Annotated in this window: 16 protein-coding genes and 1 pseudogene; 7 read left to right on the top strand and 10 right to left on the bottom strand. The window is 71.6% G+C overall.

The features are described 5' to 3' along the window. Nucleotides 1-160: 160 nt before the first annotated feature. From ACIQRL_RS05490 to ACIQRL_RS05500, 3 genes are all read left to right on the top strand, one after another. A complete protein-coding gene (locus ACIQRL_RS05490) occupies nucleotides 161-1,111 on the top strand; it encodes a PrsW family intramembrane metalloprotease (RefSeq protein WP_401327293.1) in 951 nt (316 codons plus the stop codon). A 94-nt stretch (nucleotides 1,112-1,205) separates the two neighbouring features. After that, entirely contained in the window at nucleotides 1,206-1,445 is a 240-nt protein-coding gene (locus tag ACIQRL_RS05495) for a heavy-metal-associated domain-containing protein (protein WP_401327295.1), read from the top strand. Nucleotides 1,446-1,535: 90 nt separating this feature from the next. Next, nucleotides 1,536-3,779: a heavy metal translocating P-type ATPase gene (locus ACIQRL_RS05500; RefSeq protein ID WP_401327298.1), complete on the top strand. Its 2,244-nt coding sequence runs from the start codon at nucleotides 1,536-1,538 to the stop codon at nucleotides 3,777-3,779. A gap of 583 nt (nucleotides 3,780-4,362) precedes the next feature. Here the strand turns inward: ACIQRL_RS05500 and ACIQRL_RS05505 are convergent. The 5 genes from ACIQRL_RS05505 to ACIQRL_RS05525 form a co-directional block, all read right to left on the bottom strand. Beyond that, nucleotides 4,363-5,652, bottom strand: coding sequence for a citrate synthase (locus tag ACIQRL_RS05505; RefSeq protein WP_401327301.1), 1,290 nt, complete (start codon nucleotides 5,650-5,652; stop codon nucleotides 4,363-4,365). A 285-nt stretch (nucleotides 5,653-5,937) separates the two neighbouring features. Further along, the gene (locus ACIQRL_RS05510; protein WP_401327306.1) at nucleotides 5,938-8,193 is read right to left on the bottom strand and encodes an ATP-dependent RecD-like DNA helicase; all 2,256 of its coding nucleotides are present in this window, start codon (nucleotides 8,191-8,193) and stop codon (nucleotides 5,938-5,940) included. A 227-nt stretch (nucleotides 8,194-8,420) separates the two neighbouring features. Further along, the gene (locus ACIQRL_RS05515; protein ID WP_401327308.1) at nucleotides 8,421-9,251 is read right to left on the bottom strand and encodes a sugar phosphate isomerase/epimerase family protein; all 831 of its coding nucleotides are present in this window, start codon (nucleotides 9,249-9,251) and stop codon (nucleotides 8,421-8,423) included. Beyond that, the gene (locus ACIQRL_RS05520; protein WP_401327311.1) at nucleotides 9,248-10,405 is read right to left on the bottom strand and encodes a dihydrodipicolinate synthase family protein; all 1,158 of its coding nucleotides are present in this window, start codon (nucleotides 10,403-10,405) and stop codon (nucleotides 9,248-9,250) included. The genes ACIQRL_RS05515 and ACIQRL_RS05520 overlap by 4 nt, the downstream gene beginning before the upstream one ends. Further along, the gene (locus tag ACIQRL_RS05525) at nucleotides 10,402-11,553 is read right to left on the bottom strand and encodes a Gfo/Idh/MocA family protein (protein WP_401327314.1); all 1,152 of its coding nucleotides are present in this window, start codon (nucleotides 11,551-11,553) and stop codon (nucleotides 10,402-10,404) included. Before ACIQRL_RS05525 ends, ACIQRL_RS05520 begins: the two co-directional genes overlap by 4 nt. A gap of 309 nt (nucleotides 11,554-11,862) precedes the next feature. On the opposite strand from ACIQRL_RS05525, the gene ACIQRL_RS05530 reads away from it, so the two are divergent. The 3 genes from ACIQRL_RS05530 (at nucleotide 11,863) to ACIQRL_RS05540 (ending at nucleotide 15,539) form a co-directional block, all read left to right on the top strand. Continuing rightward, nucleotides 11,863-12,912 carry a LacI family DNA-binding transcriptional regulator gene (locus ACIQRL_RS05530; RefSeq protein WP_401327316.1) on the top strand — a complete coding sequence of 350 codons (1,050 nt, stop codon included), beginning with the start codon at nucleotides 11,863-11,865 and terminating at the stop codon, nucleotides 12,910-12,912. A 583-nt stretch (nucleotides 12,913-13,495) separates the two neighbouring features. Continuing rightward, on the top strand, nucleotides 13,496-14,431 hold the full coding sequence (locus ACIQRL_RS05535) for a GNAT family N-acetyltransferase (RefSeq protein WP_401327319.1): 936 nt from the start codon (nucleotides 13,496-13,498) through the stop codon (nucleotides 14,429-14,431). Nucleotides 14,432-14,645: 214 nt separating this feature from the next. Further along, nucleotides 14,646-15,539, top strand: a complete 894-nt coding sequence (locus ACIQRL_RS05540; protein ID WP_401327322.1) for an MHYT domain-containing protein — start codon at nucleotides 14,646-14,648, stop codon at nucleotides 15,537-15,539. Here the strand turns inward: ACIQRL_RS05540 and ACIQRL_RS05545 are convergent. The 5 genes and pseudogenes from ACIQRL_RS05545 to ACIQRL_RS05565 all read right to left on the bottom strand — a co-directional run bounded on the left by ACIQRL_RS05545 (nucleotide 15,520) and on the right by ACIQRL_RS05565 (nucleotide 20,515). Beyond that, nucleotides 15,520-16,134, bottom strand: coding sequence for an RBBP9/YdeN family alpha/beta hydrolase (locus tag ACIQRL_RS05545; protein ID WP_401328119.1), 615 nt, complete (start codon nucleotides 16,132-16,134; stop codon nucleotides 15,520-15,522). The two genes, ACIQRL_RS05540 and ACIQRL_RS05545, sit on opposite strands and share 20 nt — an antisense overlap. A 174-nt stretch (nucleotides 16,135-16,308) precedes the next feature. Next, nucleotides 16,309-16,914: pseudogene (locus ACIQRL_RS05550) on the bottom strand (GNAT family N-acetyltransferase); the annotation flags it as partial. Between the two features lie 73 nt (nucleotides 16,915-16,987). Next, complete coding sequence (locus ACIQRL_RS05555) at nucleotides 16,988-18,247, bottom strand: Gfo/Idh/MocA family protein (RefSeq protein WP_401327324.1); 1,260 nt, start codon at nucleotides 18,245-18,247, stop codon at nucleotides 16,988-16,990. Between the two features lie 110 nt (nucleotides 18,248-18,357). After that, nucleotides 18,358-19,605 (bottom strand): 3-phosphoshikimate 1-carboxyvinyltransferase, encoded by a 1,248-nt coding sequence (gene aroA, locus ACIQRL_RS05560; protein WP_401327326.1) that lies wholly within the window; start codon nucleotides 19,603-19,605, stop codon nucleotides 18,358-18,360. A 4-nt stretch (nucleotides 19,606-19,609) separates the two neighbouring features. Then, nucleotides 19,610-20,515, bottom strand: coding sequence for an EamA family transporter (locus ACIQRL_RS05565; RefSeq protein ID WP_401327329.1), 906 nt, complete (start codon nucleotides 20,513-20,515; stop codon nucleotides 19,610-19,612). 116 nt (nucleotides 20,516-20,631) lie between these two features. Here ACIQRL_RS05565 and ACIQRL_RS05570 point away from each other — a divergent pair, with 116 nt between their 5' ends. Then, the gene (locus ACIQRL_RS05570) at nucleotides 20,632-21,543 is read left to right on the top strand and encodes a LysR family transcriptional regulator (RefSeq protein ID WP_401327332.1); all 912 of its coding nucleotides are present in this window, start codon (nucleotides 20,632-20,634) and stop codon (nucleotides 21,541-21,543) included. The last annotated feature ends 264 nt before the right edge of the window (nucleotides 21,544-21,807 follow it).

Below are 21,807 nucleotides of genomic sequence, written 5' to 3' on the forward strand. Positions count from 1 at the left end.
GGGACATGTGCCATAAGGTTCGGACAAATCGATCAGTGATCCGCGGTACCGATCCGTCCACGCACCCCCGCGCCACACACCCCGCGGGCCGCCCGACGCGTCGGACCGCGGGTCCCCGTCCGAACCCGCGGGTCCGCCCCCGAGGGACAAAGGGATGGCCGTGACCCAGAATCAGCCACCGGGCGCACCCCGGGCCCGCGCTCCCGGACCGCAGCAGCCCCCGCCGTCGTACCCCCGGATCCCCGTCGGCCTCTGGAAGCGCTGCCTGGGTGTCGGGCTGGCCCTGTGGGCGCCGGCCGCGATCGTCACGTACGCAACGAAGAGCGCCGCACCGCTGCCGACCCTGATCCTGCTCGGCAGCTTTCTGGCGCCCGTCGCCTTCGTGCTCCGGGCGTACGAGCGGCACGGCCGCGACCTGGGCGTGAGCCTGATCCTCGGCTGTTTCCTGACCGGGGGCACCCTGGGGGTGCTCGGCGCGTCCGTGACGGAGTACGAACTGCCGCGCCCCGGGCTGGGGACGTACGTCGGCGCCGGTCTGATCGAGGAGGCGGTGAAGCTCGGCGCGCTCATGTACCTGCTGCGCCGGCACACCCGGATCCGCGGGCCGCGGGCCGGCCTGGTGCTCGGCGCGACGCTCGGGTTCGGCTTCGCGGCCCTGGAGAGCGCGGGCAGCGCGTTCGACGCGGCCGTGTCCCTGCGGGGAGTCGGGGTGCGCACGCTCCTGGAGACCGAGGTCCTGCGCGGGGTGCTCACCCCCTTCGGACACGGCCTGTGGACCGCGGTCACGAGTGCGGTGCTGCTGGCGTACCGCCGCCCGGACGGGCGCTTCCGGTTCACCGCTCCGCTGCTCGGCACCTGCCTCGGCGCCTCCCTGCTGCACGCCCTGTGGGACTCCACGCACGGGATCGCGCTGTGGCTGGTGGCCCGGCTCGCCCACCCGGACCTCGCCCGGGCGCTGTTCGGTCCGGGCCGGCCGCCGCGTCCCGCCGGCGGACAGGATCACCTCTTCACCCTGTTCGCGGTGGGCGGCCTGTTCCTCGTCGCCCTCGTGGGGGTGGCCTGGGCGCGCTCGTCGGCGCACCGCGACCCTGCTTGGAGAAATACCCCCTAGGGGTATAGTGTGGTGAACATCGAGGGGAACCCTGGGCTCCCGGGGATCCCTCCCGCACACACACGCACCGGACGCCTCGACGAGGAGTAACGCCATGACCGCCCAGACCGGCACCCCGGGTTCCGTCACCACCGTCTACCAGGTGAGCGGCATGAGCTGCGGACACTGTGAAGGCTCCGTCAGCGGGGAGATCTCCGCGATCCCCGGCGTGAGCTCGGTGAAGGCCGTCGCCTCGACCGGAGAGGTCACCGTCGTCTCCGACACGGCGCTCGACGAGAGCGCCGTCCGCGCAGCCGTGGACGAGGCGGGCTTCGAGCTCGTCGGCCAGGCCTGAGCGGGACCAGCAGCTCTTCTCCTCCGCACGGGCCGTGCCGACCGGCTGATACCGGCTCCGCGCGGCCCGGCTCATTCCTGGAGCCGGACCATGACCACCGCAGCACCCGAGACGCCCATAGGCACGACCTCGGACATCGAACTCTCCATCGGCGGGATGACCTGCGCCTCCTGCGCGGCCCGCGTCGAGAAGAAGCTCAACCGCATGGACGGCGTCACCGCCACCGTCAACTTCGCGACGGAGAAAGCCAAGGTCTCCTACCCCGAGGGGGTACGGGTCGCCGATCTGATCGCCACCGTGGTGAAGACGGGCTACACCGCCGAGGAGCCGCCCCCTCCCGCGGCGCCCGAGGAGGCGGAACCGCCCGCCGCCGACGACCCCGAAACGGCCGCTCTGCGCCAACGGCTGACCGTCTCCGCGCTGCTCGCCCTGCCCGTCGTCCTCATGTCGATGATCCCGGCCCTCCAGTTCGACAACTGGCAGTGGCTCTCGCTGACGCTCGCCGCGCCCGTCGTGGTCTGGGGCGGGCTGCCCTTCCACCGGGCCGCCCTGACGAACGCGCGGCACGGCGCGGCCACCATGGACACCCTGGTCTCGGTCGGCACCCTCGCCGCGTTCGGCTGGTCCCTGTGGGCGCTGTTCTTCGGCGACGCGGGGATGCCGGGCATGCGGCACGGCTTCGAGTTCACCGTCTCCCGTACGGACGGGGCGTCCACGCTCTACCTCGAGGTCGCCGCGGGCGTCATCGCGTTCATCCTGCTCGGCCGCTTCCTGGAGGCCCGCTCCAAGCGGCGCGCGGGAGCGGCGCTGCGGGCGCTGATGGAGCTCGGCGCCAAGGACGTCGGGATCCTGCGGGACGGCCGTGAGGTCCGCCTGCCGGTGGGACAGCTGACGGTCGGCGACCGCTTCGTCGTACGGCCGGGCGAGAAGATCGCCACGGACGGGACCGTCGTCGAGGGCACGTCGGCCGTGGACGCGGCCATGCTGACCGGCGAGTCGGTGCCGGTGGACGTGGCCGTCGGGGACGCCGTCACCGGTGCGACCGTGAACGCCGGGGGCCGGCTCGTCGTCGAGGCCACCCGGATCGGCGCGGACACGCAGCTCGCCCGGATGGCCCGGCTCGTCGAGGACGCGCAGAACGGCAAGGCCGAGGTGCAGCGACTCGCCGACCGGATCTCCGGGGTCTTCGTGCCCGTCGTGCTGCTCGTCGCGCTCGGCACGTTCGCGGCCTGGATCGCGGTCACCGGGGACACGGTCGCGGCCTTCACCGCCGCCGTCGCGGTACTGATCATCGCCTGCCCGTGCGCGCTCGGTCTGGCCACCCCGACCGCCCTGATGGTCGGCACCGGCCGCGGCGCCCAGCTCGGCATCCTCATCAAGGGCCCCGAGGTCCTGGAGTCCACGCGCCGCGTCGACACCGTCCTGCTGGACAAAACCGGCACGGTGACGACCGGACGCATGAGCCTGCACGAGGTGTACGTCGTCGAGGGCACCGCCGAGAAGGACGTCCTGCGGCTCGCCGGAGCCCTGGAACACGCCTCCGAGCATCCGATTGCCCGAGCGATCGCGGCAGGCGCTCAGGAGCGCGCAGGCGGCCTTCCGGCGCCGGAACACTTCGAGAACGTGCCGGGCCGCGGAGTACGCGGACGGGTGGACGGCCACGACGTCACCGTCGGCCGGTTCCCGGGCGCGCTCCCCGAAGCGCTTGCGGACGCGAAGAACGCGGCCGAGGCGGCGGGCCGTACGGCCGTCGTGGTCGCCCTGGACGGCGTGCCGGCGGGTGTCGTGACCGTCGCCGACACGGTCAAGGAGACCAGCGCCGAGGCCGTCCGCGCACTGCGCGCCCTCGGGCTCACACCGATGCTGCTGACCGGGGACAACCGGGCGGTCGCCGAGGCCGTGGCACGGGAGGTCGGCATCGGTCCCTCCGACGTGATCGCCGAGGTGCTGCCCGAGGACAAGGTCGCCGTGGTCCAGCGGCTGCAGCGCGAGGGGCGGACCGTCGCGATGGTGGGCGACGGGGTGAACGACGCGGCGGCGCTCGCGACCGCCGATCTGGGCCTCGCGATGGGCACGGGCACGGACGCGGCGATCGAAGCGAGCGATCTGACGCTCGTGCGCGGGGACCTGCGGGTGGCCGCCGACGCGATCCGGCTGGCCCGCGGCACCCTGTCGACGATCAAGGGAAACCTGGTCTGGGCCTTCGGCTACAACGTGGCGGCGCTTCCGCTGGCCGCCGCCGGCCTGCTGAACCCCATGATCGCGGGAGCGGCGATGGCCTTCTCGTCGGTCTTCGTGGTCACGAACAGCCTTCGACTGAGAGCATTCGCGTGACGACGGACCATGAGTCCCCCTAGAGTCCAACGCGAGCCTCACATAAGCTCTTCACAAGGCTCGCGCATCTTCCTTACGCTTGGTCCTCGATTCCCATATCGGGGCTCTTGCCTATCTTCAGGACATATGCAAGAGACTCAGATCACAGTGATGTGAACGTAACCACCGAAGGGGTTCGTCAGTCTAAGTTGGCGATGTCAGAAGCGTCTTGGGGGGCGTGACTGGCATCTGGGGATGTCTTGGGGGACGTTCCCGGAAATTGCGTCGCCGGGGCACGTACAGCGGGGAGCTTTGAGCGGCCCTCCCGATCCGTACGCGTCCCGGCAGATCGCACCGCACCACCGCAGTACGGCGAGTTCCGCTCGCCCGGTACACCGTCGGCCTCCGTGCCGGCACACAGCGATTCAGGCGCTGTCCCGCAGACGCCCGGCCGGATCCCGTGGGGGGAATCCGCACCGGGACAAGGAAAGCGCCCTGACTGCCGGCCCGTGGGGGGACCAGTAGCAGGGCGCTTTCCGTTTTTTTGCCTTGATACGCGCTTCACCGGGCCCCGCGTACGGCGCCCGGTGGTCGTGCGGTGCCTCTAGCGGGCCTCGACCGGCACGAAGTCGCGCTCGACGACACCCGTGTAGATCTGCCGCGGGCGGCCGATGCGGGAGCCGGGCTCCTTGATCATCTCGTGCCACTGGGCGATCCAGCCCGGCAGCCGGCCGAGGGCGAACAGGACCGTGAACATCTCGGTCGGGAAGCCCATGGCACGGTAGATGAGACCCGTGTAGAAGTCGACGTTCGGGTAGAGGTTGCGCGCGACGAAGTACTCGTCGGAGAGCGCGTGCTCCTCCAGCTTGAGGGCGATGTCCAGCAGCTCGTCGGACTTGCCGAGAGCGGAGAGGACGTCGTGCGCGGCGGCCTTGATGATCTTCGCGCGCGGGTCGAAGGACTTGTACACCCGGTGGCCGAAGCCCATCAGGCGGACGCCGTCCTCCTTGTTCTTCACCTTGCGGATGAAGGCGTCGACGTCGCCGCCGTTGGCCTGGATGCCCTCGAGCATCTCCAGGACGGACTGGTTGGCGCCGCCGTGCAGCGGGCCCCACAGCGCGGAGATGCCGGCGGAGATCGAGGCGAACATGTTCGCCTGCGAGGAGCCGACCAGGCGCACGGTGGAGGTCGAACAGTTCTGCTCGTGGTCCGCGTGCAGGATCAGCAGCTTGTCGAGCGCGGAGACGACCACCGGGTCGAGCTCGTACTCCTGCGCGGGGACCGAGAAGGTCATGCGCAGGAAGTTCTCGACGTACCCGAGGTCGTTGCGCGGGTAGACGAAGGGGTGGCCGATCGACTTCTTGTACGCGTACGCCGCGATCGTCGGAAGCTTGGCGAGCAGCCGGATCGTCGAGAGGTTGCGCTGCTTCTCGTCGAACGGGTTGTGGCTGTCCTGGTAGAAGGTCGACAGCGCCGAGACGACCGAGGACAGCATCGCCATCGGGTGGGCGTCGCGCGGGAAGCCCCTGTAGAAGTTCTTGACGTCCTCGTGCAGCAGGGTGTGCTGCGTGATTTCGTTCTTGAAGGTGGAGAGCTCGTCGACGTTCGGGAGCTCGCCGTTGATCAGCAGATAGGCCACCTCCAGGAAGGTGGAACGCTCGGCCAGCTGCTCGATCGGGTAACCGCGGTAGCGGAGGATGCCCTGCTCACCGTCGAGATAGGTGATCGCGGATTTGTAGGCGGCGGTATTGCCGTACCCACTGTCCAGCGTCACCAGACCGGTCTGGGCGCGGAGCTTGCCGATGTCGAAGCCCTTGTCGCCGACGGTGCTGTCGATCACCGGGTAGGTGTACTCGCCATCGCCGTACCGCAGTACTACAGAGTTGTCGCTCACGTCATCCCTCACCGACGTTGTGCCTCTTCTTCGAGGTGCCCTGACTGTCTCTACCATCCCCCATTTGGCCCTGGAGAGTGCACTCGGGGTCGACCATTGGGCCTATCGGCGGCACTCAGTGCCGCCAACCTGCTCATCCTGCCCCGTTCGTTCCCCATCTGGAAGTGCTCTGTGACCTTCATGACTCGTTTGATCGATCATTTTTTGTGATGGACCGCGTTCCGCGCCCGAAAGGCCCCGTTCAGTGCTCGAACGGGCCCCTTCGCCTCGCGCGGAGCCGGTGGTTCACGAGCCGGACAGCCGGAAGTCCAGGGCCGTGCACCGGCGTCCCGCGGACACCGTACGCACCGCCTGGCCTATCGCCTTGCGCGAACCGACGAGGACGACCAGCTTCTTGGCCCGGGTGACCGCCGTATAGAGCAGATTGCGCTGGAGCATCATCCAGGCGCCGGTGGTCACGGGGATCACCACCGCCGGGTACTCGCTGCCCTGGGAGCGGTGGATGGTCACCGCGTAGGCGTGGGCCAGCTCGTCCAGTTCGTCGAATTCGTACGGCACCTCCTCGTCCTCGTCCGTGCGCACCGTCAGGCGCTGTTCGACCGGATCGAGGGAGGTGACCACGCCCACGGTGCCGTTGAAGACGCCGTTCTCGCCCTTGTCGTAGTTGTTGCGGATCTGGGTGACCTTGTCGCCGACCCGGAAGACACGGCCGCCGAGCCGCTTCTCGGCGAGGTCCGGGCGGCCGGGGGTGATGGCCTGCTGGAGCAGTCCGTTCAGGTGGCCCGCGCCGGCCGGGCCCCGGTGCATGGGCGCGAGGACCTGGATGTCCCGGCGGGGGTCGAGACCGAATGTGGCCGGAATCCGGCGGGCCGCCACGTCCACGGTGAGCCGCCCGGCCTCCTCGGTGTCGTCCTCGACGAACAGGAAGAAGTCCTTCATGCCGTCGGTGAGCGGGTGCTGCCCGGAGTTGATCCGGTGCGCGTTGGTCACCACCCCGGACTGCTGGGCCTGGCGGAAGACCTTGGTGAGGCGCACCGCCGGGACCGGGCCGCGGTCGGCGAGCAGATCGCGCAGCACCTCGCCCGCGCCGACGCTGGGGAGCTGGTCGACATCGCCGACGAAGAGCAGGTGGGCGCCCGGGGGCACCGCCTTGACCAGCTTGTTGGCGAGGAGGAGGTCCAGCATGGAGGCCTCGTCCACGACGACCAGGTCGGCGTCCAGCGGGCGGTCCTTGTCGTAGGCCGCGTCGCCGCCCGGCTTGAGCTCCAGGAGCCGGTGCACGGTGGAGGCCTCGGCTCCGGTCAGCTCGGCGAGCCGCTTGGCGGCACGGCCGGTGGGCGCGGCGAGCACCACCTTGGCCCCCTTGGCACGGGCCAGTTCCACGATCGAGCGGACCGTGAACGACTTGCCGCAGCCGGGCCCTCCGGTGAGCACGGCGACCTTCTCGGTGAGCGCGAGCCGGACCGCCGCCTCCTGCTCGGGGGCCAGGTCCGCGCCCGTACGCCCCTTCAGCCAGGCCAGCGCCTTGTCCCAGACCACGTCGTGGAAGCCGGGCATCCGGTCCCGGTCGGTGCGCAGCAGGCGCAACAGCTGTGCGGAGAGGGAGAGTTCGGCGCGGTGGAAGGGGACCAGGTAGACGGCCGTCACCGGCTCGCCGCCCTCCGGGCCCGGCACCCGCTCCCGTACGACACCGGGATCCTCGCCCTCCTCGGCGGGCGCCGCCAGCTCCGCCAGGCACTCGATGACCAGGCCCGTGTCGACCTGGAGCAGCTTCACGGCGTCCGCGATCAGCCGCTCCTCGGGGAGGTAGCAGTGGCCCTGGTCGGTGGACTGCGACAGGGCGTACTGAAGGCCGGCCTTGACGCGCTCGGGGCTGTCGTGCGGGATGCCTACGGACTGGGCGATCTTGTCTGCGGTGAGGAAGCCGATGCCCCAGACGTCGGACGCCAGGCGGTAGGGCTGGTTCTTCACGACCGAGATCGAGGCGTCGCCGTACTTCTTGTAGATGCGGACCGCGATGGAGGTGGACACCTCGACGGTCTGCAGGAAGAGCATGACCTCCTTGATCGCCTTCTGCTCCTCCCAGGCGTCGGCGATCTTCCCGGTGCGCTTGGGGCCGAGTCCCGGGACCTCGATGAGGCGCTTCGGCTCCTCCTCGATGATCCGCAGGGTGTCAAGGCCGAAGTGCTGGGTGATGCGGTCGGCGAAGACCGGGCCGATGCCCTTGACCAGGCCGGATCCGAGATAACGACGGATTCCCTGGACGGTGGCCGGGAGCAACGTCGTGTAGTTCTCCACCGTGAACTGCTTGCCGTACTGCGGATGGGAGCCCCAGCGGCCCTCCATGCGCAGGGACTCGCCGACCTGGGCGCCGAGAAGCGCGCCGACGACGGTGAGCAGATCGCCGGCGCCACGGCCGGTGTCGACCCGGGCGACCGTGTATCCGTTCTCCTCGTTGGCGTACGTGATGCGTTCGAGCACGCCTTCCAGCGTGGCCAGTCGCCGCTCGCCCGTCTGGGCGGCCCCCGCCTGATCGGTCATGATCCGACGGTACCGCCCGCCTCCGACAGCGCTCCGGCGCTGTGGACAACTCACCCGGCAGGGGTCCCGCGAAAAGTCTTCGAGGGGCCCGGTCCGTCGACCGGGCCCCTCGGATTTCCCCTCCGTATCAGAACCCCCGCGATCCCCCCGGATCCCCCTCCAAAGGTCCTGATGCCACGTATGACCCGCGAGGCCGGGGAAGGGTTGCACGGACTTCGGAAGATTTTTTATCCGGCGTGCTCCAGGAACCGGGCCGCCGTCTCGGCCAGCACCTCGCGCCCGTCCCGTAGCCACAGCGCGTCGTTGAAGAGTTCGACCTCGATGGGTCCGGTGTATCCGGCCGCCTCGACCAGACCCCGCCACGCCCGCAGGTCGATCGAGCCGTCGCCGAGCTGGCCGCGGCCGTTGAGGACGCCCTCGGGCAGCGGGGTGGTCCAGTCGGCGAGCTGGAAGGTGTGGATGCGGCCGCCTGCCCCGGCGCGGGCGATCTGGGCGGGGGCCGTGTCGTCCCACCAGAGGTGGTACGTGTCGACGGTGACGCCCACCTGGTCCGCGGGGAAGCGCTCCGCGAGGTCCAGTGCCTGGGCCAGTGTGGAGACCACACAGCGGTCGGCGGCGTACATCGGATGGAGCGGTTCGACGGCAAGCCGCACGCCGCGGGAGGCGGCGTACGGGCCCAGCTCGGCGAGCGCGTCGGCGATGCGCTCACGGGCGCCGTGCAGGTCCTTCGAGCCGGCCGGCAGGCCGCCGGAGACCAGGACGAGGGTGTCGGTGCCGAGGGTCGCGGCCTCGTCGACGGCCGCCCGGTTGTCGTCCAGGGCGAGCTTGCGCTCCCCCGGGTCGATCGCGGTGAGGAAGCCGCCCCGGCACAGGGTGGTGACGGCCAGGCCCGCGTCGTGGACGAGTCTCGCGGTGGCGTCGAGGCCGTGGGACCGCACGGGTTCGCGCCAGAGCCCGACGCCCGGGATCCCCATCTCCAGGCAGGCGTCGACCAGTTCGGGCATCGAGAGCTGTTTGACCGTCATCTGGTTGACGGAGAACCGGGCCAGGCCGCTCATGAGGTCACTCCGTACAGGGCGAGCAGGGTCTTCATACGGGTCTCGGCGCGTTCCGGGTCCGGGAACAGGCCCAGCCCGTCGGCCAGTTCGTAGGCGCGCGCGAGGTGCGGCAGGGAGCGCGCCGACTGGAGTCCGCCCACCATCGCGAAGTGCTCCTGGTGGCCCGCGAGCCAGGCCAGCAGGACGACACCCGTCTTGTAGAAGCGGGTCGGGGGCTGGAAGAGGTGCCGGGACAACTCGACGGTGGGATCGAGGAGTTCGCGGAAGCCCTTGACGTCTCCGGTGTCCAGGACGCGTACGGCCCGCGCGGCGAGCGGGCCGAGCGGGTCGAAGATGCCGAGCAGCGCGTGGCTGAAGCCCAGCTCGTCCCCGGCGATCAGCTCGGGGTAGTTGAAGTCGTCGCCGGTGTAGCAGCGGACGCCGTCCGGGAGGCGGCGGCGCAGTTCGACCTCGCGGCGGGCGTCCAGCAGGGAGACCTTGATTCCGTCCACCTTGTCGGGGTGTGCGGTGATCACCTGCAGGAACACCTCCGTGGCCGCGTCCAGGTCGCCCGATCCCCAGTAGCCCTCCAGGGCCGGATCGAACATCGGGCCCAGCCAGTGCAGGATCACCGGGTCGACGGCCTGGCGCAGGAGGTGGCCGTAGACGTCGAGGTAGTCCTCGGGTCCGGCGGCGGTCGCGGCGAGCGCGCGGGAGGCCATCAGGATCGCCTGCGCGCCCGACTCCTCGACGAGGGCGAGCTGTTCCTCGTAGGCGCTCCGCACCTCGTGGAGCGTGGCCGGGGCCGTGAGCTGGTCCGTGCCGACGCCGCAGGCGATCCTGCCGCCGACGGCCCTGGCCTCGGCTGAGGACCGCCGGATCAGTTCGGCCGCCCCGGCCCAGTCCAGGCCCATCCCGCGCTGGGCGGTGTCCATCGCCTCGGCGACACCGAGGCCGTGCGACCACAGATGGCGCCGGAAGGCGAGCGTGGCGTCCCAGTCGACGGCGGCGGGCGTATCGGGCGAGACGTCCGCGTACGGGTCGGCGACGACGTGCGCGGCCGAGAAGACCGTACGGGAGGCGAGGGGTTCGCCGGCGGGGAGGAGGCCGAGGGGCTCGTTGCGCGGCTCGTAGGACCGCAACCGGCCGTCGGCACCCGGGAGTCGGATGGTCACAGCGCGATCTCCGGCACATCGAGGCGGCGGCCCTCGGCCGAGGATTTCAGGCCCAGCTCGGCGAGTTGGACGCCCCGGGCGCCTGCGAGGAGGTCCCAGCGGTAAGGGGCGTCGGCGTAGACGTGCCGCAGGAACAGCTCCCACTGGGCCTTGAAGCCGTTGTCGAACTCGGCGTTGTCGGGGACCTCCTGCCACTGGTCGCGGAAGGAGTAGGTGGCCGGGATGTCCGGGTTCCAGACCGGCTTGGGGGTGGAACTTCGGTGCTGGACACGGCAGTTGCGGAGGCCGGCGACGGCCGATCCCTCGGTGCCGTCGACCTGGAACTCGACCAGTTCGTCGCGGTTGACGCGCACGGCCCAGGAGGAGTTGATCTGGGCGACCGCGCCGCCCTCCAGCTCGAAGATGCCGTAGGCGGCGTCGTCGGCCGTGGCGTCGTAGGGCTTGTCCCGTTCGTCCCAGCGCTGCGGGATGTGCGTGGCGGTGAGCGCCTGCACGGAGGTGACGCGGCCGAACAGCTCGTGCAGGACGTACTCCCAGTGCGGGAACATGTCGACGACGATGCCGCCGCCGTCCTCGGCGCGGTAGTTCCAGGAGGGCCGCTGGGCCTGCTGCCAGTCGCCCTCGAAGACCCAGTAGCCGAACTCCCCGCGGACGGACAGGATCCGCCCGAAGAAGCCGCCGTCGACGAGCCGCTTCAGCTTGAGCAGGCCGGGGAGGAAGAGCTTGTCCTGGACGACGCCGTGCTTGATGCCGGCGGCGTGCGCGAGGCGGGCCAGTTCGAGCGCTCCGTCGAGACCCGTGGCGGTGGGCTTCTCGGTGTAGATGTGCTTGCCCGCGGCGACGGCCTTTCTCAGGGCCTCCTCGCGGGCCGACGTCACCTGGGCGTCGAAGTAGAGGTCGACGGACGGATCGGCGAGCACCGCGTCCAGGTCGGTCGACCAGTGGTCGAGGCCGTGCCGCTCGGCGAGCGCCTTCAGGGCGTGCTCCCGGCGGCCGACGAGGACGGGCTCGGGCCACAGCACGGTGCCGTCGCCGAGGTCGAGACCGCCCTGGTCGCGCAGGGCGAGGATCGAGCGGACCAGATGCTGGCGGTAGCCCATGCGTCCCGTCACGCCGTTCATGGCGATCCGCACCGTCTTGCGTGTCACGTCATTCCCTTCGTACGCGTCAGGCGCCGAGCGCGCTCACAGGTGAGCGTGACAGCAAGCGCTTTCTATCCCTTGAGAAGCTAGCCTCTGTGCAGCGGTCTGGACAAGACCACCGCGAAGTCGAGTTGTTCGAGGGGGCGAACAACGGGGGTTGTTGGCCGTATGGTCTGCACGGACCCTGCCCACAGGAAGCGGCGCACTCGGCCTTCGACTCCGTGTTCGACGCCGTACGACGAGATATGACCAGGCACGACGACGTACGAGACGTACGAAGTGGTACGACGAAACGCGCGACCGGAGGACGACGAGATGACGGTGACCCTGGCGGACGTGGCGGCCCGCGCGCAGGTCTCTCCCGCGACGGTGTCGCGCGTGCTGAACGGGAACTATCCCGTGGCCTCCTCCACGCGTGAGCGGGTGCTGCGCGCGGTGGACGAGCTGGACTACGTGCTGAACGGGCCCGCGAGCTCGCTGGCCGCGGCGACCTCCGACCTCGTCGGGATCCTGGTCAACGACATCGCCGACCCCTTCTTCGGAATCATGGCGGCGGCGATCCAGTCCGAGATCGGCGGCCCCGGGGGGCGCGCGGGCGGGGAGCGGCTCGGCGTCGTGTGCAACACCGGCGGCTCCCCGGAGCGCGAGCTCACCTATCTCACGCTCCTTCAGCGCCAACGCGCCGCCGCGGTCGTGCTCACCGGCGGGGCCATAGAGGACACCGCCCATGCCGCCGCCGTCGCCGCGAAGCTGCGCCGGCTGACGGAGGCGGGCACCCGGGTCGTGCTGTGCGGACGGCCGCCCGCGCCCGAGGCGCCCGAGGCGATCGCGCTGACCTTCGACAACCGGGGCGGCGGCAGACAGCTCACCGAGCATCTGATCGGCCTCGGTCACCGGCGGCTCGGCTACATCGCGGGCCCCGAGGAGCGCACGACGACCCGCCACCGGCTGGAGGGCCACCGCGCGGCGCTCGACGCGCACGGCGTCGAGGACGACCCGCGGCGCACCGTGCACGGCCGCTACGACCGCCGCTCCGGTTACGAGGCGACGCTCGAACTCCTCAGGCGTGACCCGTCGTTGACGGCTGTCGTGGCCGCGAACGACACCGTGGCGCTGGGCGCGTGCGCCGCCCTGCGCGACTCCGGACTCCGCATCCCGGACGACGTGTCCGTCGCGGGCTTCGACGATCTGCCGTTCAGCATCGACGCCGTGCCCGCCCTCACGACCGTACGGCTGCCGCTCTCCGAGGCGGGCGCCCGCGCCGGCCGCATCGCCATGGGCCGCGAGGAGCCGCCGCCGGGCGGGATCGCGACGGTGCGGGGCGAACTGATGGTTCGGGGTTCCACCGGGGCTCCCCGGGACTGACCTCTCTTTCCCGGACTCCCCCTGGACTCCCCTGGGCCTGGACCCACTGCCGCGAGGTGTCTCCCGGGGGCCGGGTTCTGGGGGTTCCGAGGCTCCCAGGGATCAGCCTTTTCCCTCCCCCTCCGCCCCGACCCTCCCCCAAGGTCTCGGCTTCGCTCGACCAGGGGACCCCCATCACCCCTGGGGCTCCGCCCCCAGACCCCGCTCCTCAAACGCCGGAGGGGTTGGCTCTTCCCCGGCCCGGGGAAATGGTGGGCCACCACGACGCACTCGCAGCCGGGATCCGGCGTGAGGGGACGTGCCGGTACATCGAATGCCCGCAGCCGGACGGATCACAACCCACCCACACCCCGAAACGCCGCTGGGATCCGTTCGGATGCGGGCGGATGTACCGGCGCGGCCCCGACCCCCCACCGAAGCGGCCCCGGTGACGCCGGCACGAGGGACCCGGCGCCGGGAGGGTAGGCCCGAGAGGCCCGGCGGTTCTATGCTCGGGGTGGCGATTATCTCTGACTGGGTCAGGTATCCCAGTGGAGAGCAGGCCGACCGCAACCGTGGACACAGCCAACCCCGGGGGCCGATCATGACCATCCAGGACATCCGCTCCTTCAACCGCTTCTACACGAACGTCATCGGCGCGCTCGACTACGGCCGCCATCTCTACGCGCCGTACACGCTGACCGAGTCCCGCGTCCTCTACGAGCTGGCGCACACACCCCAGGCGGACGCCGCCGACCTGCGGACCGAACTCTCGCTGGATTCGGGCTACTTGAGCCGCATCCTGAACAAGTTCGAGCAGGACGGGCTGGTCGAGCGCGCCGCGTCCGAGAAGGACCCGCGGCGCCGGCGGATCACGCTCACCGCGCGCGGCCGGGAGGCCGCCGCCCTGCTCGACGAGCGGGCGCGCCAGACCGTGGGTTCCCTGCTGGAGACCGTGGCCCCCGCCGACCGGCCGCGGCTCGCGGAGGCGCTGCGCACGGTGCGGACACTCCTGGGCGACGGGCGGGCCGCGCCCCGCCGCGAGGATGTCGCCCTGCGCGAACCGGGCCCCGGCGACCTCGGCTGGATCGTGCAGCGCAACGCGGCGCTGTACGCGGCCGAGTACGGCTGGAACACCGACTACGAGGGCCTGGTCGCGAGGATCGTCGCCGACTTCGCCGAGGATCACGACCCGCACCTGGAGCGGGTGTGGATCGCCGAACTCGACGGACGGCCCGTCGGATGCGTGATGTGCGTACGGGACGACGCTCCCGGCACGGCCCGCCTGAGGCTGCTGCTCGTCGAGCCGGAGGCGCGGGGTCTCGGCGTCGGTGACCGTCTCGTCGGGGCCGTCACCGACTTCGCGCGCGGTGTCGGCTATCACGAGCTCGTCCTGTGGACCAACGACGTCCTGGCCGCCGCCCGCCGCATCTACCAGCGCCACGGCTTCGCCCTGGTCGCCGAGAAGCCGCACCGGTCGTTCGGCGCCGATCTGGTGGGCCAGGACTGGCGGTTGGGCCTGCGCGCCGGCTCCGAGTGACACGGACCGGACGCCCGCCGACGGGCCGGGACGGGCGTCCACCGGGACACGGGGAGGCGGGCGCCTGTCCCGCGATGTGAACAGCTCGTCCGCCCGTTGAGCGAAGCCGCATCACAGAGTTAACTCAAATACCTACCGTAAGTGACCGCTCGCGCAACCTGCGCGCGGGACCCTGCTCCCCCAAGTAGCCCGTTCTCAGGGGGAGTTGGCATATATGCAAGGCACCGTGGACGGCTTCGGATACGGGATGGTGACTCCGGTGGTCTCCTATCTCGTCGCCTGTCTGGGCGGCGCTCTGGGGCTGCGCTGCGTCGTCCGTTCCCTGAACAACCAGCAGTCGCGGAAGCCGGGTTGGCTGGCCCTCGGGGCGGTGACCATCGGCTGCGGCATCTGGACCATGCACTTCGTCGCGATGGTCGGCTTCCGGATCCAGGGGATCCAGATCGACTACGACACCCGCCTGACGGCGCTCAGTCTCGTCGTGGCGATCGTGGTCGTCGGCATCGGTGTCTTCGCCGTGGGATATCGCGGAGCCACCAACGCCACCCTGACCGCCGCCGGGATCTTCACCGGGCTCGGCGTGGCCGCCATGCACTACCTGGGCATGGCGGCGATCCATCTGAACGGGTCCCTGGAGTACGACTCGCTCACGGTCGGGGCCTCCGTGCTGATCGCGGTCGCCGCCGCGATCGCCGCCCTCTGGGCCGCCGCCTCCTACCGGGGTTTCCCGGCCGCCCTGGGCGCCAGCCTCCTCATGGGCGTCGCGCTGACCGGCATGCACTACACCGGCATGGCCGCCGTCGGAGTACGTCTGCGCGGCGCCACCGACGCGTCGTACAGCACCGGGATGTACGGCAACGCGTCGCCGCCCTCGATCCTGCTCCCCATGCTCATCGGGCCGGTCGTCTTCCTGATCCTGGCCGGAGTCGTGGTGATGTTCGACCCCCAGCTCGTCCTCGGTGACGGGGACTGGAGCCGGACCACCCCGCGTCGGCGCCGCACCGGTATCGCCCTGCCCGAGCGCCCCACGCACCCCCCGCGCACCGACTCCCTCTTCGAGCCGCGGGACCAGCGGACGGGCCGGCACACTACCCCGCGCGGGCGGTGAGCTCGGCCGTCCCGTCCAGACACCAGTCGAGCACGGCGGGCCAGGGACCGTAGCCCGCGTTCATGTCGAGATGCCCGGCTCCGGGCAGGATCCGGGTCCGTACGCCCAGGGGGTCGCCGTACACGGTGTCGGCACCCTCGGGGCAGTACGGGTCGTCGTCGCCGGCGACCAGCCGGGTGTGCCCGGGGAGCGTGAAGTCCAGCTCGGACAGGGCGAATCCGGCGACCTCCGGCAGCTCCGCGAGGACGGATGCGGACGGCGGGGCGACGAGCAGCACCCGGTCGACGCCGGCCGCACCCGGCAGCCGGCGGGCGACGGCGTGCAGCCACAGCACGGCCGAGGCGCTGTGGGCGACGACCACGCGCTCGGAACCGGTCAACGCGCCCAGATGGCGGGCCACTTCCGCCAGCCACACGTCCAGGTCCGGGTCGTCGGGGTCCGGCAGTTGCGGATAGACGACGTGCTGGCCCAGCTCGCCGAGCCGGCCGGCGAGCCAGTGCTGCCAGTGGCCCTCCGGGCGGTGGTTCCGCCAGCCGTGCAGGATAAGGAAGGCGCGCGGGGCTCCGGCGCCGCCATCGGGTTCGTGCGAGGTCATGGGCTGATCGTTTCCGATCGTCGGCCTTTCGGTCCAGTCCATCTCTCGTGGTGGAACGGGGGGAGCGGAACCGGGCGCCACGACAACCGAGTTGGCCGGGTGGGCGCCGGGGCGGGGGGTCGCCGCGGGGCCTGTCCAGCCGACCGTCTCCGCGGCCGCACGGACCGCTCGTCGTACCCTCGCGGCCAGCCGGTCCCGGCACTCGGGCCACTCCGCCGCCGTCACCGAATAGATCGCGGAGTCGCGCAGCAGACCGTCCTCGCCCGGCGCCCAGGAGCGGGACCAGTTGCGCAGGACGCCTTCCGGGCGGGCACCGGTGCGCTCGATCGCGGCGCGGGAGCGGGAGTTGCGGGCATCGGTCTTCAGGTCCACGCGGGAGACGCCCCACTCCTCGAAGGCGTGCCGGAAGAGCAGGAACTTCGACTCCGCGTTCAATCCCGTGCCCTGCGCGGAGGAGGCGAGCCAGGTGAACCCGACCTCGACGGCGTCGAGCCGGTCCTCCGAACGCCAGCACCGCGGCTCCCAGTACGCCGTGGCGCCGACCGCCCGTCCGGAGGCCAGGGACACCTGGGCGTAGGGCGCGAGCATGCCGGTCCCGGCGCGGGCGAGCTGCGCGTCGACGTAGTCCCCGACCTCGTCGGCCCGGGGCACCCAGGTGAACGCGTAGGAGTCCCGGCCTTCCTCCGCGGCTTCGGCGAGGTCGGCCGTGTGCCGGTGGCCGAGCGGTTCCAGCCGTACGAGCTCGCCTTCGAGCACCGGCCCCTTCAGCTGGAAACCCAACGCCCCGTACCCTTCGCCGCCCGTATGTGTCCGCTGCGATTCCTATGGGGCCGGGGCGGCGCGTGTCCAGCGGTCATACGTCCTCGACGGTGCCCGCGTGCCGGGCGCGTTCGGCGGCCAGGACGGTGAGATGGCTGGTGAGGGACTCCCGCGGGCCGGACTTCACCAGGCCGGGGTTCCCGGTGGCGACGGCGGCGACGAACGCGTCCATCAGACCGGCGTCACCCCCGCCGTGGCCGCCCGCCGCGTCCATGGCGCCCGCGGCGGCGAGGTCGACGGTCTCCTCGGTGCGGGTCAGGAAGTCGTAGACGCTCACGTTCTCGCCGTCGCCGCGCAGTTCGCCGCGGGTCCCGAAGATCCGGGTCCGGCGGTCGGCCTGTTCGGTGAAGGCCGTCATGGTGAAGGTGGCGGTGGCCCCGGAGGCGAACTCCATCGACACCACCTGGTGGTCGACCACGTCGTTGTCGCAGGCGTACACGCAGCGCCCGTACGGGCCCTCGCGGAGGGCGGTCTCCAGCGCCTCGGGGGTGAAGTCGTCGACCAGCACGCTGAGCGGCCAGTGGTGCTCGCCGCGGGCGAGCCGGTCGCCGTACTCGCGCCGGGCCGAGTACGGGCAGGTGTTCTCCACCGCGCAGTCCAGGCAGCGGTCGGCGGCGCCCTCGGGCCTGTTCTCGGGCCGGAAGTGCGAGAGGCGTCCGAAACTGGATACGCGGACGGGGGGTTGCCCGAGGATGTACTGCAACCAGTCGATGTCGTGGCAGGACTTGGCCATCAGCATGGACGTCGCCCGGTCCGTACGGCCCCAGTTGCCGCGGACGAAGGAGTGGGCCTGGTGCCAGAAGCCGACGGGTTCCAGGTGCTGGACATTGACGACCTCCCCGATCCTGCCGGAGTCCACGACCTCCTTCACCGCGCGGGAGTACCGGGTGTAGCGCAGGACGTGCCCGACCGCGAGGGTCACCCCGGCCTTCTCCACCGCGTCGACGATCCGCAGGCACTCGTCCTCGGTCAGGGCCATCGGCTTCTCCAGCAGGATGTGGTAGCCGAGGGCCGCGAACTCCAGTACCGGTTCCAGGTGTTCGCGGTCCATGGTGCAGATCAGCACCGCGTCCGCGATCCGGCCCCGGGCGGCCAGCACCCGCCAGTCGTCCACCGCCGCGTCCGGCTCCAGGGCGTGGGCGGCCGCGAACCGGTCGCGCCGGGCCTCCCGGGGTTCGGCCACGGCCACCACCCGGGCCCGCTCCGGGTGCCTCAGGGCCCAGCGCGCGTGACCGGTCCCCCGGTCCCCGGCACCGACGACGGCGAGTGTGACGACGGAGGCCTCGGAGGACATGTGTGGACCGCTTTCCCAGTCGGGTCGCAGGCGCGGTTGGCGCTGTCCGTCGGGAAGTTAGCCGCCCTCGGTGTCCGCGACAAGACGCCCGCGGCGCTCACCGGTCCGGTTCAGCCGTCCTCCCCGGCGGCTCCGGCGGCGGCCCACGCCCCGAACACCTCGTGGAAGGCCGGGAACGTCTTGCGCACGCATCCCGGGTCGTCGAAGCGCATGCCCGGGGTGCGCAGCGAGGTCACCGCGAAGGCCATCACGACGCGGTGGTCGCCGTACGTCCTGATCTCGGCCGGGGAGGGGACGCCCGGGTGGATCTCGATCCAGTCGGGGCCGGTCTCCACCCGGACGCCGAGCCGCCGGAGGTTCTCCGCGCAGGCCTCGAGACGGTCGCACTCCTTGACCCGGGTGTTGGCGACGTCCTCGATGCGGACAGGGCCGGAGGCGAAGGGCGCGAGGGCGGCGAGCGTCGGCATGGTGTCGGAGATGTCCCGCATGTTGACGGTGAGGCCGCGCAGTTCACCGGTGCCCCGCACGGTCGTGCGGTCGGACCCGGTCTCCACGTGCGCGCCCATCCGGCGCAGGACGTCCACGAAGCCCAGATCGCCCTGGAGGGCCCGCGCGCCGAGGCCGCGGACGGTGACCTCGCGGCCGGTCAGGGCCGCCGCCGCGAAGAAGTAGCTCGCGGTGGAGGCGTCGGGCTCGACCGGGTAGGTGGTGGCCCGGTAGCCGCCGGGCGCCACCCCGAAGACGTCGCCCTCCACCCGTACGTCCGCCCCGAACGCGCGCATCATCGCGATGGTGATACCGACGTACGGGGCGGAGACGAGGTCGGTGACCTCGACGCGCAGGCCCTCGCGGGTCAGCGGGCCGAGCAGGAGCAGGGCGGTGAGGTACTGGGACGACTGGCCGGCGTCGAGGGTGACCGTGCCGCCCTCCACCCCGGACGCCTCGATACGCAGCGGGTGGTGGCCCTCCGCCTCCTCGTGCCGCAGGTCCACTCCCAGGTCGCGCAGCGCCTTCGACAGGGGGCCCAGCGGGCGCCTGCGCATCTGGGCGGAGGCGTCGAAGCGGTAGGTGCCGTGGCCCGCGGCGGCGAGCGTCGGCAGGAAACGGGCCGTGGTGGCGCCGTCCCGGCAGTACACGTCGGCCCGCGACACCGCCGGACCCTGCGGACGGCCGTCGATGTGCCAGCTGTCCGGGGTCCGGCCGACGCGGTAGCCGAGCCGGGTCAGGCCCTCCGCGAAGCCCTCGGTGTCGTCCGAGCGGAGCGGGCGGACGAGGCGGGTGACCCCGTCGGCCGCCGCGGCCAGGAAGAGCGCGCGGGCGGTGATGGACTTGGAACCGGGGATGTCGACAACGGCCATGGGGTCATGCTGGCGCCCCGGCCCGCTCCGGCGCCGGAACGTCCGCCGGCTGGACCTTGCGTGGCGTCCGCGAGGTGAGCGCCACCCCGCCGACCAGCAGGGCCGCCGCCGCCCAGCGCAGCGGGCTGATCGACTCGTGCAGGAACAGCGCCGCCGACGACATCCCGAAGACCGGGACGAGCAGCGAGAAGGGCGCGACGGTGGACGCGGGGTGCCGGTGCAGCAGCCAGCCCCAGGCGCCGAAGCCGAAGACGGTCGTGACCCAGGCGACGTAACCGACCACGGCCGCGCCCTGCCAGTCCAGGGCGCGCAGGGCGTCGAGGTCGCGGGACGGGCCCTCGGTGAGCAGGGACAGACCGAGCAGCGGGAGGACGGGGACGGTGCTCACCCACACCATGAAGTTCAGGGGGTCGGGCGGGGACGCCTTACGGGTGAGGACGTTCGACAGGCCCCAGCAGGCCGCCGCCGCGATGACCAGGGCGAAGGCGCCGAGCGGACCGGCCGTGCCCTCGTCCACGGCGGCCAGGCCCACTCCACACAGGGCCACCGCCATGCCCGCCAGCCGGACACGGGTGGGGCGTTCGCCGAGGAAGGCGAAGGCGATGAGCGCCGTGAACACCGCCTGGATCTGGAGCACCAGGGAGGACAGACCGGCGGGCATCCCGGCGTCCATGCCGATGAAGAGCAGCCCGAACTTAGCGACGCCGAGGGCGAGTCCGACCGACACGATCCACTTCCAGGCCACCTTGGGGCGGCCCACGAAGAACACCGCGGGCAGGGCCGCCACCAGGAAGCGCAGGGCCGAGAAGAGGAGGGGCGGGAAGTGGTCGAGTCCGACCTCGATCACGGTGAAGTTCACGCCCCAGACGGCGGCGACGAGAACGGCGAGGCTGATGTGGGTGGGTCGCATGCGTCGAGCATCCGTCGCCCTCACCATGTAGCACCAGCGCGAATATCTGCAGGGATGGATGAAGCAATGCTTACGTAAGCTGGAGCGCGAGCGAAACCGCGCCCCCGGGAGGCCCCATGCTCGATCTCCAGCGCCTGCGCGCCCTGCACGCCGTGTCGGTGCACGGCACGGTCGGCGCCGCCGCGGCCGCCCTCGGCTACACCCCGTCCGCCGTGTCCCAGCAGATCGCGAAGCTGGAGCGGGAGACCAGGACCGTCCTGCTGGAACGGCGCGGGCGCGGTGTCCGGCTCACCGAGCAGGCCGAACAACTCGCCTCCACGGCGCAGGAGTTGCTGGTGATCGTGGAGCGGGCGGAGACCGAGTTGGAGGAGCGCCGGGGGATGCCGGCGGGGCGGCTGACGGTGGCCTCGTTCGCCTCGGCGGCCCGCGGTCTGCTGCCCGCCGTCCTGGCCGATCTGGCCGCGCGGCACCCGGCCCTGGACACCCGGCTGACGGAGGTCGACCCGCACCTGTCGGTCGACCTGGTCGCCAAGGGGGCGGTCGACATGGCCGTCGCGCACGACTGGGACATCGCCCCGCTGCCCGCCCCGCCGGGAGTGGAGCAGGCGGTGATCGGGGACGACCTGTGCGATCTGCTCGTTCCCGCCGGGCACCCGTTCGCCGGGCGGGGCGCCGTACGGCGGGAGGACCTGGGCGGTCAGCGGTGGATCTGCCAGCCGCCGGGCCGGGTCTGCCACGACTGGCTGGTCCGCACCCTGCGCGAGGCGGGCCACGAGCCGGACATAGTCCACCAGGCCGAGGAGAACCCGACCCTCATCGCGCTCGTCGCCGCCGGTCTCGGCGTCGCCCTCGTCCCGCGTCTCGGCCGGGGCCCGCTTCCCGAAGGGGTGGTGGAGGTACCGCTCGACCCGCTGCCCGTCCGCCGGCTGTACGCCCTGTGGCGCTCCGGAGCGGCACGCCGACCGGCCATCGCCGAGACGGTCCGCACCCTCCAGGCCCACTGGCCGACGGTGTCGGCGCGCGACTGAGAGGGCCCGGGCGGGCGCTTGAACGGCCCGGAGCCCCGGGGTCGCGGTTGAGCCCCCCGGGGCCCGGGTGTCGTGAGGCCCCAGCCCCCCGGAGTGCCGTTGAGGCCCCAGGGTCCCGGGGTGCGGGGTGCGACCCCGGGCCCCCGAAGTACCGTTGAGGCCCCAGGATCCCGGGGTGCGGGGTGCGACCCCGGGCCCCCGAAGTACCGTTGAGGCCCCAGGATCCCGGGGTGCGGGGTGCGACCCCGGGCCCCCGAAGTACCG

This window comes from Streptomyces sp. NPDC091209 (assembly GCF_044757755.1).
Lineage (GTDB): Bacteria > Actinomycetota > Actinomycetes > Streptomycetales > Streptomycetaceae > Streptomyces.